This window comes from Pectobacterium sp. F1-1 (assembly GCF_025643735.1).
GTDB lineage: Bacteria > Pseudomonadota > Gammaproteobacteria > Enterobacterales > Enterobacteriaceae > Pectobacterium > Pectobacterium colocasium.
The window spans coordinates 2,107,328-2,120,779 of the sequence record NZ_CP104733.1; the positions used below are offsets into that span (position 1 = coordinate 2,107,328).

The 13,452-nt window shown below is 52.3% G+C and carries 12 protein-coding genes; 1 reads left to right on the forward strand and 11 read right to left on the reverse strand.

Features of this window, described 5'->3' with window-relative positions:
• Positions 1 to 40: 40 nt before the first annotated feature.
• The 5 genes from NAL19_RS09255 to potA form a co-directional block, all read right to left on the reverse strand.
• Positions 41 to 673, reverse strand: coding sequence for a YbhB/YbcL family Raf kinase inhibitor-like protein (locus tag NAL19_RS09255; protein WP_263059492.1), 633 nt, complete (start codon positions 671 to 673; stop codon positions 41 to 43).
• A gap of 320 nt (positions 674 to 993) precedes the next feature.
• Entirely contained in the window at positions 994 to 2,037 is a 1,044-nt protein-coding gene (gene potD / locus NAL19_RS09260) for a spermidine/putrescine ABC transporter substrate-binding protein PotD (RefSeq protein WP_263059493.1), read from the reverse strand.
• Positions 2,038 to 2,121: 84 nt separating this feature from the next.
• The gene (potC, locus tag NAL19_RS09265; RefSeq protein ID WP_263059494.1) at positions 2,122 to 2,898 is read right to left on the reverse strand and encodes a spermidine/putrescine ABC transporter permease PotC; all 777 of its coding nucleotides are present in this window, start codon (positions 2,896 to 2,898) and stop codon (positions 2,122 to 2,124) included.
• Positions 2,895 to 3,755: a spermidine/putrescine ABC transporter permease PotB gene (gene potB / locus NAL19_RS09270; RefSeq protein ID WP_263059495.1), complete on the reverse strand. Its 861-nt coding sequence runs from the start codon at positions 3,753 to 3,755 to the stop codon at positions 2,895 to 2,897. The genes potC and potB overlap by 4 nt, the downstream gene beginning before the upstream one ends.
• Positions 3,739 to 4,869 (reverse strand): spermidine/putrescine ABC transporter ATP-binding protein PotA, encoded by a 1,131-nt coding sequence (gene potA, locus NAL19_RS09275; RefSeq protein ID WP_263059496.1) that lies wholly within the window; start codon positions 4,867 to 4,869, stop codon positions 3,739 to 3,741. Before potA ends, potB begins: the two co-directional genes overlap by 17 nt.
• A gap of 370 nt (positions 4,870 to 5,239) precedes the next feature.
• On the opposite strand from potA, the gene pepT reads away from it, so the two are divergent.
• Positions 5,240 to 6,472, forward strand: coding sequence for a peptidase T (gene pepT / locus NAL19_RS09280; RefSeq protein ID WP_263059497.1), 1,233 nt, complete (start codon positions 5,240 to 5,242; stop codon positions 6,470 to 6,472).
• 77 nt (positions 6,473 to 6,549) lie between these two features.
• On the opposite strand, the gene NAL19_RS09285 is transcribed toward pepT, so the two are convergent.
• From NAL19_RS09285 to mnmA, 6 genes are all read right to left on the reverse strand, one after another.
• Positions 6,550 to 7,671, reverse strand: coding sequence for a cupin domain-containing protein (locus NAL19_RS09285; RefSeq protein ID WP_225087937.1), 1,122 nt, complete (start codon positions 7,669 to 7,671; stop codon positions 6,550 to 6,552).
• 135 nt (positions 7,672 to 7,806) lie between these two features.
• Entirely contained in the window at positions 7,807 to 9,261 is a 1,455-nt protein-coding gene (gene phoQ / locus NAL19_RS09290) for a two-component system sensor histidine kinase PhoQ (protein WP_263059498.1), read from the reverse strand.
• Positions 9,258 to 9,947 (reverse strand): two-component system response regulator PhoP, encoded by a 690-nt coding sequence (gene phoP / locus NAL19_RS09295; protein ID WP_263059499.1) that lies wholly within the window; start codon positions 9,945 to 9,947, stop codon positions 9,258 to 9,260. The genes phoQ and phoP overlap by 4 nt, the downstream gene beginning before the upstream one ends.
• A 241-nt stretch (positions 9,948 to 10,188) precedes the next feature.
• Entirely contained in the window at positions 10,189 to 11,559 is a 1,371-nt protein-coding gene (gene purB / locus NAL19_RS09300) for an adenylosuccinate lyase (protein ID WP_263059500.1), read from the reverse strand.
• Between the two features lie 130 nt (positions 11,560 to 11,689).
• The gene (hflD, locus tag NAL19_RS09305; RefSeq protein WP_180741147.1) at positions 11,690 to 12,328 is read right to left on the reverse strand and encodes a high frequency lysogenization protein HflD; all 639 of its coding nucleotides are present in this window, start codon (positions 12,326 to 12,328) and stop codon (positions 11,690 to 11,692) included.
• Between the two features lie 2 nt (positions 12,329 to 12,330).
• On the reverse strand, positions 12,331 to 13,437 hold the full coding sequence (mnmA, locus tag NAL19_RS09310; protein ID WP_010275749.1) for a tRNA 2-thiouridine(34) synthase MnmA: 1,107 nt from the start codon (positions 13,435 to 13,437) through the stop codon (positions 12,331 to 12,333).
• Positions 13,438 to 13,452: the final 15 nt, after the last annotated feature.

Sequence of the window (13,452 nt, forward strand, 5' to 3'; positions counted from 1 at the left end):
CGTCATGCTTATAATGCGTCATTATCATCACGTATTATTATCACAACAGAGCAGGGTTCAACGTATACAGCCCGGTGAGTTTCGCTTCTGCCAATACTGGCGCGTTAGCCAGCGCAGCACGGACATTTGCCCCGTTAAGTTCACCTTCTATCGTTAAAGACGGTGTCGCGAGGGCGTAAAGCGTGAAGATGTAATGATGAACGAGTGCATCGTTCCACGGCGGGCAAGGGCCGTCATAGCCATAGTAGGTGCCTTTCATCTGCTCGTCCGTGGCAAACCAGACGGTGTAGTCATTAATGCCGTGTCGGAGCCCGGAGGGGGCATCCGGGCCTGCTTTCCCACGTGGGGTAATAGTATTGGAATGCGAAGCGGCGGGAATCTCACTGACGTTGGCTGGAATATCCAACAATAACCAATGGTAGAAATCGACACGCGGCAGAGAGGCGCTCACCTCGCGGCCTTCCTGATTCACATCGTCACCGCGGCTGGGTACATCTGGGTCGTGGCAAACCAATACGAAAGACTGTGTCCCTGTGGGAGCGTCGCGCCAGGCAAGGTGCGGATTATGGTTAGAAGACAGCGCAATGTGGCTGTTTGCATCCGGTACGGCAAAGGCGAACTCGCCTGGGATCGTGTCGCCGTCCTGAAAACTGTGGCTGGAGAGTTGCAGCATGGTGGTGTTCCTTATCGTGATTCTGCTGGGTGTGGAATCATTATAGAAGAAGCAGAGCACAATTATTTTCCTAATACCGTCAGGATAATGCTTTTAGCTGCCAATTTGATGGGGTGAGATGCTGTGAGGCAATAAGGCAACCAACGCTGCCGAAAATTTATCTGTGAAATTGAAACGGCGGTAATGGAATAGAAGAGTAAAGCGTTTGCGCCATGGATGGCGCAATCCGAGCGTACAGGGATGTATTCACAGCGTCTTTACGATCTATCCATTACCACCGCTCGACAGGTGATAATGGACGCTGTTGTGATTAATCGCGATTAACGGCCCGCTTTTAGCTGCTGGAAGTAGGTTTCATACAGCGTGCTGGCGCTGCCGACGTCGTTTTGCCATTCGCCTTTCGCGATGGTTTCGTCATCCGGATACAGAGTTTTATCCCCTGACACGTCCGGCGGGAGTAATTTTTTCGCTGCCAGATTCGGCGTCGGATAGCCGATAGTTTCTGCAACTTGTGCCGCGACTTCCGGGCGCAGCAGGAAATCGATCAGCTTCATCGCGCCGTCAACGTTTTTGGCGTTGGCTGGAATTGCCAGACTGTCCATCCAGAAGATGCCACCTTCTTTTGGCCAGATGACATCCAGCGGTGTTCCCGCCTGACGCGCCACGTAGGCAGAACCGTTCCACACCATACCCAGATTGACTTCACCCTCAATGAACGGGTTACCGGGGTTATCCGAGTTGAACGTCAGGACGTTTGGCATCAAGGCTTGCAGTTCTTTATAGGCTGCCTCAATCTCTTTCGGGTCGGTGGTATTCGCCGAGTACCCCAGCTTACGCAGGGCGATTTGGAACACTTCACGCGCGTCATCCGTCAGCAGCAGGCTATTTTTGTACTTGGTATCCCACAAATCGGCCCAACGGGTGACGCTGGTGGGGTCAATCACGTCGTGATTAATACCAATTGCCGTGGCACCCCAGATATAGGGAATCGAGTAGTCGTTATTCGGGTCGAAGGATTTATGCAGCAGGTTTGGATCGAGATTATGGAAGTTGCTGAGCTTGCTGGTATCAATCTTTTGCAGCATGCCTTCTTTGCTCATCTTGGAGATGAAATAGGTTGATGGCACAACCAGATCGTAGGCGCCGTCCTTATAGGTTTTCAGCTTGGCATACATACTCTCGTTGGATTCATAGGTGGAGTAAATCACCTTGATGCCCGTCTCTTTGGTGAACTGCTCCAACAGGCCTGGCGGCACGTATTCGGTCCAGTTATAGAAATAGAGCGTTTTGCTATCGTTGGCATTAGCGGTGCTGATGCCAAGCGCCAGCGCGCAGGCTGCCAGTAGGTGTGGCCACGTTTTCATTATGTTTACCTCCTAGTCCCAAAGGAAATGCCCGTTGTTTTCAGCGGGCATGAAAATCAGATGTGAATGACGTTAGCCGCTGCCTTATTTTCCAGTGCGGTCGCGTAAAATCAGTTGGCTACTGAGCACCAGCACGAGCGACAGAATGAGTAAAATCGTCGCCAGCGCGTTGACTTCAGGGGATACGCCAACTTTCACCATCGAGTAAATTTTCAATGGCAGAATTTCATACGCAGGGCCAGTGACAAACGAGGACACGACTACGTCATCCATCGATAGCGTAAAACTGAGCAACCAACTCGCAGCTACTGCTGGCATCGCCAGCGGTAGAATGATTTTCCGCAAAATAATCACTTCGCTGGCACCCAAATCACGTGCGGCTTCCAGCATCCGCACATCAAACCCTTTCAGGCGCGAATAGACGGTTACCACCACGAAGGGCAGACAGAACGTAATATGGGAAAACAGCAGAGACCAGAACCCGAGTGAGATGCCCAACAGCATAAAGAGCACCAGCAGCGAGATGGCCATCACGATATCCGGCGACATCATCACCACGAACAACATGCCGCCGACAAAAGGCTTGCCGCGAAAACGGTAGCGGTATAGCGCAACAGCCGTTAGGGAGCCAATTAGCGTGGCGAAGGTGGCGGAAAACACGGCCATCGTCAGCGAGTGCTGTGCGGCCTGAAGCAGACTATCGTTGTTCAGCAGCCGCCGATACCAGTCCAGCGTAAATCCCTGCCAGTTGATGCCAAAACGCCCCTGATTAAATGAATTCACGATCAGAATGACGATCGGGATGTACAGGTAAGCGTAAATGATGGACATAAATCCACCGCGAAGTAAGCGTCCGGTCATTCCAGCTCTCCCTTTTTGTTCAGCAGGCGAGCGGTGCGGTAGTAGATAAACAGCAGTATGCCCATGACTAGCGTCAGGCAGATGCTGGTGGCGGCACCAAACGGCCAATCGCGGATATTGAGGAACTGGCTTTTAATGACGTTACCGATCAGCAAATTCTTGGCACCGCCCATCAGATCGGCAACGAAGAACAAGCCCATAGCGGGCAGCAGCACCAGCAGGCAGCCGGCGATAATCCCCGGCATGGTTAGCGGGATGACGACGCGAATGAAGGTTTGCCACTTATTGGCACCCAGATCGCGCGCGGCTTCAAGGTAGGATTTATCGAGTTTTTCAATGCTGGAGTAGAGCGGTAGCACCATGAACGGCAGCAGGATGTAAATCAGACCGAGAATCACCGCTTCAGAGGTGTACATAATCCGCAGCGGCGTATCGATAAGGCCAGTCCAGAGCAGGAATTCATTCAGATGGCCGTGCGTACTCAGAAAGATTTTCAGCCCGTAAATGCGGATTAGCGAGTTGGTCCAAAACGGCACAATCAGCAGAAACAGCATCAGCGGCTGAATTTTTTTCGGTAAGCGCGCCAGAATAAAGGCAAACGGATAGCCCAGCAGCAGGCAGCAGAGCGTGGCGATAACGGCCATATTCAGCGAATGCAGCAGGACGGAAGCATAAAGCGGATCGGCCAGTCGCGTATAGTTTTCCAGCGTAAAGACCAGGCTGACGAAATGCGTGTCATCGCGCGTCAGAAAACTGGTGCCGATGATCATCAGGTTGGGCAGGAAAACAAACAGCACCAGCCAGGCAACGATGAGTGTGATAATGATGTTTTGAAAGCGTTTACGCGACTTCTTCATCGTGCAGGACGACCTCCCAACTTTCCACCCAGGTGACGTCGACTTTCTGGTTGAGTGAATGATCGAAGTCGGGATCGTCTTCGTTAAAGAACTCGCTAACCATGACCATTTTGCCGTTTTCCAACTCGATATTGGATTCCAGCGTCATGCCTTTATAGTTGCGTTCGCGCACGTAGCCCACCATGCCTTCCGCCTGCATACCGTCGCCCAGTTCTTCGACGCGCAAATCTTCTGGTCGTAGCAGCACGTTGAGGTGTTGGCCGACGGTGACCGGGAAACTGACGGTAATAGTGCACTCGTGGCCTTCGACCTGAGCGCGAACCCGCTGTTCGTCCAACGGTTCCAGTACTATGGCATCAAAAATATTGATTTCACCGATAAAGCTGGCGACGAACAGATTTTTCGGTTCTTCGTAGATTTCACGCGGCGTGCCGTCTTGCTCGATGCGTCCATCACGCATCACCACGATACGATCGGACATGGTCAGGGCTTCTTCCTGATCGTGCGTGACGAAAATAAAGGTGATACCCAGCTTACGTTGCAGCGCTTTCAGCTCATTCTGCATCTGCTTACGCAGCTTATAATCGAGCGCGGACAGGGATTCATCCAGCAGCAGAACTTTTGGTTGATTGACGACGGCGCGGGCGATAGCCACGCGCTGTTGCTGGCCGCCGGACAACTGGTGCGGGCGACGTTGCGCCAGTTCTTCCAACTGCACCATTTTCAGCGCGTCAATCACGCGTGGTACAATCTCTGCGGTGGGCGTTTTTTGCATACGCAGACCAAACGCCACGTTCTCAAACACGCTGAGGTGAGGAAACAGGGCATAACTTTGAAATACGGTATTAACGTGCCGCTGCTCGGCGGGCTGATGGGTGATGTCCTGCTTTTCCAGCATGACAGTACCGCTATCGACCGTTTCCAGACCGGCAATCAGGCGTAGTACGGTGGTTTTACCGCAGCCGGATGGCCCGAGGATCGTCAGAAACTCACCGTTATTAATGGTGAGATTAAAATGGGAAATGATGTCTTTGCCATCAAAGCTTTTATGGACGTTGAGCAATTCAATGACCGGCATATCAATGACCGGCATAGTCAGGGCGTTTTCTTTCATTAAGGTCGGGCTCTATTTCCTGATTTGGCCGACCAACGGCATCTCCGTTGCATCGCACCAAGGGTTATCACCTTTCAGACAGCGTGCGCAGTTAAGGGCGGCATTTTACGGGAAACGTTGCCTAACGCCAACTTGTGTGGCTCCACTTCCGGCCGGTTGACGACTGAATGGCGGTGATTCAGTCACTGAATTAGCGCGAATGTTTCCTTATTGTTACCTGATTTGGGCATTCTTCGTGACCCAGTTGCCGCTTTTTGGCCTGAATTCTGGTATGACGATTTGTTAAATCGGGAAAAAACTGACCTGACGCAATATCTGCCGGAGTAGCCCTATCCATAATGCCTTTCAGGGTTCAGGGGGCATAAATAAGATGGATAAATTACTCGACAGATTTTTGAACTACGTTTCATTTGATACACAGTCTAAATCCGGCGTCCGACAGGTGCCGAGCACCGACGGTCAGTTGAAACTGGCGCGTGCGTTGCAGCAGGAATTGCTCGAACTGGGATTTGAACAGGTTGTGCTCAGCAAACAGGGCTGCCTGATGGCGACGCTTCCGACTAACGTTGCCTGGCCCGTCCCGGCTATCGGCTTCATTTCACATATGGATACGTCGCCGGATTTTAGCGGTAAAAATGTTAATCCGCAGATTCTGGAAAACTACCGCGGCGGCGATATTGCCCTGGGAGTGGGGGACGAAGTGTTGTCACCTGTGATGTTCCCGGTGCTGCACCAGTTACTGGGGCAGACGCTGATTACCACCGATGGCAAAACGCTGCTGGGGGCAGATGATAAGGCGGGCATTGCGGAAATTATGACCGCGTTGGTGCGCTTGAAAAAAAGCCAGCTCCCACATGGCGATATTCGCGTTGCCTTTACGCCTGATGAAGAGATTGGCAAGGGCGCACAGTTTTTTGATGTTAAAGCCTTTAATGCGCAGTGGGCCTATACCGTGGACGGCGGCGGTGTTGGCGAACTGGAGTATGAAAATTTTAACGCCGCGTCAGTTCAGGTGAAAATTGTGGGTAACAATGTGCACCCCGGTAGCGCCAAAGGCGTGATGGTTAACGCGCTGACGCTCGCCTCACGCTATCATCAGCATGTGCCGGAGAGCCAATCGCCGGAGCAAACGGACGGCTATCAGGGGTTCTACCACCTTCACAGCATGAAAGGCTCTGTGGAGCGTGCGGATTTGCACTACATCGTCCGGGATTTTGACCGCAACGGCTTTGAGCAGCGTAAGCAGACGATGCTGGATATTGCGGAAAAGGTCGGCGCGGGGCTGCACCCGGATTGCTACATTGAAGTCACGATTACCGATACCTATTACAACATGCGTGAGCAGGTTGAGCAGCATCCGCACATTATTGCACTGGCGCAGCAGGCGATGCAGGATTGCGATATTGAGCCGAATATGAAACCGATTCGTGGCGGCACTGACGGCGCACATCTGTCATTTCAGGGGCTACCGTGCCCGAACCTGTTTACCGGCGGCTACAACTATCATGGCAAACACGAATTTGTCACGCTGGAAGGCATGGAAAAGGCGGTCTCTGTGATTATGCGTATTGCGGAACTGACGGCGCTGCGGGCAAAGCCGTAACGCTTCTATTCTATAGAGACGAATAAGGCGGGAATATCCCGCCTTATTATGGTGCAAACCGCTATTCAGACTTGGCCTTAATCCGCGAAGTACCAGTAGCCGCTGTTGATCAGTACCGTGAGCTGCGCGAGGAAGGATGGATCTTCCAGTGCATCGCCCAGCTGTTCCGCATCAATGGTAGGATGCTCAGCCAATGCAAACAGCGCTGTCTTGTGCGTGCTGTTCACTTTCTCTCCGTTAACGAAGCAGCTATCCCCAACGCAGATGACTCGCAGGCCGCCTAAACGGCGCAGCGGCTCACCCTGTTGCAGGTATTCATACACTTCGCCCGCCTGATAAGGTGGTTCCGGCGGTGAAAGATCGAGCTCATGGCGGGACTGGGAAATAAACTCACCAAACCAATTTTGGAAATGTTCCGGCTGTTGTACCAGATCCAGCATCATTTTTTGCAGCGCATCCAGTTCTTGCGGCAGCACACTAGCGATATGTTCACGAGAGGGAATATCGGGATCGCTGTAGCGATGGCTACCGAGTTCACGGGAAAGCACATAATCTGCAAAACCGCTAACCAGCTCGCGCGCATTTGGCGCACGGAAACCCACCGAGTAGTTCAGCGAGTTCTCCAGTGAATAACCTTCATGTGGGAAACCCGGTGGAATATAGACGATATCGCCCGGTTCCAGCTCTTCATCAATAATGGCATCAAACGGGTCGACCTGTAGCAGGTCTGGGTGTGGACAGTGTTGCTTCATCGGTATTTTTTCACCGATGCGCCAGCGGCGACGTCCCGTCCCCTGAATGATGAACACATCATACTGATCCAGGTGCGGCCCTACGCCACCGCCGGGAACGGAAAATGAAATCATCAAATCATCAGTACGCCAATCCGGCAGTTGGCGAAATGGCTGCATCAAGGCAGAAGAGGGCTCATGCCAGTGATCGACGGCCTGTACCAGCAGTGACCAGTTACTTTCCCCCAGATGATCATAGCTCTCGAAAGGGCCGTGGCTGACTTGCCAGCGTCCGTTCTGATGGCTGACCAGGCGGCTATCGACCTCGTTTTCCAACGCCAGACCGGCGAGTTCATCAGGTGAAATCGGATCGATAAAATGCGTGAAGCCGCCTTTAATCAGGAGTGGGCGCTTTTGCCAGTAGTTCGCTAAAAAATCCTGCCAGTCGAGATTGAGCTGATAGTCCATACCGTTTTCCAGAAACTCGTTTTTGAGGAAATGACTGTTCTTGAAGACATGATTTTTCTTGAAATAATCAGTATTTTAAAACAATCCGCATTGTGGCAATAAGTATAGCGGAAGCATCACGCGCTGTACTGCCTTTCACCCCTCATTCTGGCTCAGGTTCTGGCGGGAGAAAATAGCTTCGACTCGGGCGCCGCCCAGCGCGCTGTCGCTGATCAGGATCTCACCCTGATATTGTTCGATAATTTCGACGGCCACGGCGAGGCCGATACCTTGTCCGGGACGCATGCGGTCAGCACGCTGCCCTCGCAGGAAAATCATTTCGCGCTTACTCTCATGGATACCGGGGCCGTCGTCATCAACAATCAGATGCAGCTTGTGATCGGAGTACTGCACGCTAATCTCGACAAACTCCAGACAGTATTTACAGGCGTTATCAAGAATATTGCCCATCACTTCCATGAAATCATTCTTCTCACCGACAAAGGTCAGTTCGGGGGGAATATCGAGCGTCAACACCACGCCTTTGCGTTGATACACCTTATTTAGCGCGGAACACAGGCCATCCAGCAGCGCCGGAACCGAGTGTACTTCGCGTATCAGTAAATTATGTTCGGAGCGCACGCTGGCGCGATGCAGGTAATAGCCAATTTGCTGCGAGATGCGGCTGATCTGCGCCAGCATAATAGGTTCAGCCTGATCGATAGTGATCTCTTTACCGGTACGCAGCGCGCGCAATGTGGTCTGTAAGACGGCCAGTGGCGTTTTCAAACTGTGGGTGAGATCGGTGAGCGTCGTGCGGTACTTATGGTAGCGCTGGCGTTCGTTGTTCAGCAGGATATTCAGGTTTTTTACCAGACTGAACAACTCGCGCGGCGGATTTTCATCCAGCTGTTCGCGCGTGCCTTTTTCCAGCTCGGCGATCTGTTTTACCAGGTGTTGAATAGGACGCAGACTCCAGTGAGCGCCCAGCCACAGCAGGGGAAGCACCAGCAGCAGGTTGGCGATTAATACATAACTGAACCAGTCCCACACCATGTCCTGCTGTTGAAGTTCCTGCGGAATGCGATCGATGACCACTATCGTGATAGAAGGGAGATGTTCGGTCTTCGGATAAACGTTCACGGCGATGGAATGCGTTAGCGCATTGCTGCGCGCACCATTCAGTGCTCGCAGACTGCTCAATAGCAAGGTATTGCCCGTTAATACCGCGCTGCTGGTATCGGTGTCGGTATCCAATTCATGATAGGCCGTTTTGTTCAGCCATTCCCGGTTGATCAGCGCTTCCAGTTCGGGAACGTGCTTTTCGCGCCAGAGCATATTGCCATGCTCATCGTATATCAGCACCAGCGTGGGAAAATTGATATCGACGTCGGGCGGCGTGATGATGTTCAGTTGGTTATCGCGCCACTGGGCGAGGCTGTAGTAGAGGTTACTTTCGCCGCGCAGGAGGCGGAATGAGGTTTTATCAAAGTTGACGCTGTAACCGATAATGGCGACGATGCCATAGGCTAGCGACAACGCCAGTACAATGGCCGCTGTCGCGAGTAAAAAACGAATGCGAAGTGAGAAGGGAGGCTTCTTACCGCTCATACTGAGCCTGAAGGTGTATTAATATCAAAACGATATCCTTGTCCACGCACGGTCGTGATCACATCCGGTGCCTCTGCTTGCTGAATTTTCTTACGCAGTCGCCCCATCAGCACGTCGATAGTATGACTTTCCCGCAGTTCTGCATCGGGATACAGCTGTAGCATCAGCGATTCTTTGCTGACAACCTTGCCTTTGTTACGAATCAACGTCTCGATAATGGTGTATTCGAACGCAGTGAGTTTGATAGGCGCGCCGTGGATCACCAGCTCGCGGCGTGACAAATCGATCTCAAAGGGTGGCAGGCTGATGATTTGAGATGCCAGCCCGCTATTGCGCCGCATCAGCGCCTGCAACCGCGCGACGACCTCTTCCATATGGAACGGTTTAGTCACGTAATCGTCTGCACCGGCTTCCAGCACCGCCACTTTGTCCTGCCAGCCTTCACGCGCTGTCAGCACCAGAATCGGGAGTTTGACCTGATGCGCACGCCAACGACGGATCATGCTCATGCCATCTTCATCAGGCAACCCGAGGTCGACAATGGCAATGTCCGGCATATTCTCATGCAGAAAATAATCCGCTTCTTTGGCGTCAGACGCGGCATCAACCTGATGCCCCATTTCGTTCATCTGAACGGTTAAGTGATGGCGCAGTAATACATTATCTTCAATGACCAGAATCCGCATCGTTATATCCTCTGTCGAATAGATAGGGGGCATATTTATCGAAATATTTTTATATATCCTATCTTTCATCTGTCACGTATATCGCTCCCGCGTATCAACATTATACGCAGAGAAAGTGATTTATTTTATTTGTTAAATTATCCACAGGGAGCATAAACCGGGTTTAAACGGGCTGAAAATGGCAGTTAACTGGCGGGCAGGACACCCGCCAGAGAGAGGTCGTGATAGGATTCAAGAACGGTTATTTCAGGTCATCGACCATAGCGATAGCGCGGCCTATGTAATTGGCTGGCGTCATGGCTTTCAGACGCGTTTTTTCTGCTTCTGGTAGTGCCAGACCATCGATGAACTCCTGAATGCCCGCGGCATCAACGCGTTTACCACGCGTCAGCTCTTTCAGCTTCTCGTACGGTTTTTCAATCCCGTAACGGCGCATGACCGTCTGGATCGGTTCTGCCAGAACTTCCCAGTTGTGATCCAGTTCATCTGCCAGACGATCGCGGTTCACTTCCAGTTTGCTGATGCCTTTCATCGTAGCCTGATAGGCGATCAGTGCATAGCCCACACCTACGCCCAGATTACGCAGCACGGTGGAGTCGGTGAGGTCACGCTGCCAGCGAGAAACCGGCAGCTTGCTGGCCAGATGCGCCAGAACAGCGTTCGCCAGACCCAGGTTGCCTTCTGAGTTTTCGAAGTCAATCGGGTTCACTTTGTGCGGCATGGTGGAGGAACCGATTTCGCCTGCAATGGTTTTCTGTTTGAAGTGATTCAGCGCGATGTAGCCCCAGATATCACGATCAAAGTCGATCAAAATCGTGTTGAAACGCGCGATGCAATCGAACAGCTCGGCGATGTAATCGTGCGGCTCGATCTGCGTGGTATACGGGTTCCAGTTGATGCCCAGTGAGGTGACAAAGCTTTCGCTAAACTGGTGCCAGTCCACTTCCGGGTAGGCAGCCAGGTGGGCGTTATAGTTACCGACGGCGCCATTAATTTTACCGAGAATCTCAACCTGTTGCAGTTGACGATACTGGCGCTCCATACGATAGGCTACGTTAGCGAACTCTTTACCGATGGTGGAGGGCGTAGCGGGCTGACCGTGTGTGCGAGAAAGCAGCGGGATATCACGGTATTCCTGCGCCAGCGTTTTCAGCGCATCAATGATTTGACGCCAGTGCGGCAGGATGACGTCGCGGCGAGCGGTATCGAGCATCAGCGCGTGAGACAGGTTGTTGATATCTTCTGACGTACAGGCGAAGTGGATGAATTCGTTGACGGCGTGCAGCGCAGGAATGGCGGCCACCTTTTCTTTCAGGAAGTATTCAACGGCTTTCACGTCGTGGTTGGTCGTACGCTCGATGGTTTTAATGCGTGCCGCATCTTCTTCACTGAATTCGGCGACAATTTTATCAAGGAAAGCGTTTGCGTCCGCGTCAAATGCAGGAACTTCCTGGATCTCTGCACAGGCTGCCAGTTTTTGCAGCCAACGTACTTCAACCTGCACACGGAATTTCAGCAAACCGAATTCGCTGAAAATGGTGCGCAACGTGCTGACTTTATCGCCGTAGCGTCCATCAATTGGGGAAACGGCGGTCAGTGAGGATAATTCCATCGCAAGCAACTCCTGAGATTGGTTTCAATAACGATTAATTTCAATAAAAACAATTATTTAAATAACGGCAACCGATTTTGTGACGCTGGCGTGAATCACACCAGCGTCAGTCATAGCGGCAAGAATAGCATCAAACGGATGGGCAACGCGCCAATATCTGTTTCGCTTCTTTAACCAACTGGCCGCGTGAGAACATCAGCTGTAGGCGTCCGCCGCCAATTTGCTGCCAGAGTACCGCAGAGCGGATACCGGCCAGCAGAGCAGCACGCACTTTTGCCTGCACCTGACTGTTTTTCAGCACTTCCGGCGAACCGGTAACCTGAATACGCGGACCCAGTGTGCTGATGACATCCACGTAAATTGCCGCCAGCGCGCTGACAATCGTTTCGGAAAGCAGTTCGAAATGCTCCAGTTGGCGCTCCAACTGTCCAATGCGTTTACCTAATTCATCAAGCGCGGCAGGCTTCGCTTTCAGCTTGCGCTCTAGCGCAATCAGGCTGAAGGCATAGCGTGATAATTCTGCACCGGCACCTTTATTACTGCTGGTGTTCAGAATACCTAACAGCGTTTCCACCCCAATTTTCAGGTTTTGCTCGTCATTGCCGTAAACGGCCAGCGTGGATGCCGGGTTGAGGTTCAATACGCTGTTTAGCGAGGTGTGCAGTGCAGCGTTATTACACTGACCCGTATGGGCCAACTGCTGGACGACATGCGCTGATTGGCAAATACCCGCTAACGCCAGCGTAATCTCATAATAATTCTTAGCCACGTTTACTCCTGTAAGCGTTCTTCAATGATGCCGCCGCCAAGGCACACGTCGTCCAGATAAAAAACGGCGGATTGACCCGGCGTCACGGCTGCAACGGGCTCATCAAAACGTACGGTAATGCGATCGTCGCCAAGTGGCGTAACGGTGCAAGGGATATCCGCCTGACGGTAACGGGTTTTCACCGTACAGCGTAATTCAGCGGTGAGCGGCTGACGGTCAACCCAATGCAACTGTTGTGCGATTAAGCCGTAGGACATCAGGCGAGGGTGTTCGTGCCCCTGCGCGACATACAAAATATTATTAGCGACATCTTTATCCACCACGTACCAGGGATCTTCGCCGCCGTCTTTGACGCCGCCGATGCCCAAGCCTTTACGCTGCCCCAGCGTGTGGTACATCAGCCCCTGATGTTGTCCCATCGGTTTGTTGTCGTCGACGGACAGAATCGGACCCGGCTGTGCGGGCAGGTAGCGCGCCAGAAAATCAGTAAATTTGCGCTCGCCGATAAAGCAGATACCGGTAGAGTCTTTCTTCTTGGCGGTTGCCAGTTCAAGCTCTTCGGCGATCTTGCGCACCTGTGGTTTTTCCAGCTCACCGACCGGGAACAGACTTTGTGCGATCTGCTCGTGGCTCAGCGTATAAAGAAAATAGCTCTGGTCTTTGTTGCCGTCCATGCCGCGCAGCAAACGGCTCTTGCCGTCGACGTCATGGCGACGAACATAGTGGCCTGTCGCGATATAGTCTGCACCGAGATCCTCGGCGGCGAATTCCAGGAAGGCTTTGAATTTGATTTCTTTATTGCACAGGATATCGGGATTGGGGGTACGGCCCGCTTTGTATTCTTCAAGGAAGAGTTCAAAAACGTTGTCCCAATATTCAGCGGCAAAGTTGACGGTATGTAATTCGATACCCAGCTTGTCGCAAACGGCTTGCGCATCGGCAAGGTCGGTGGCTGCCGAGCAATATTCCGTGTCGTCGTCTTCTTCCCAGTTCTTCATGAACAGGCCTTCAACATGATAGCCCTGTTGCTGTAACAGGTAAGCGGAAACGGAGGAATCGACACCGCCGGACATACCGACAATCACTTTTTTCTGGCTGTTATCTGACATGGAAGTCTCACGAAC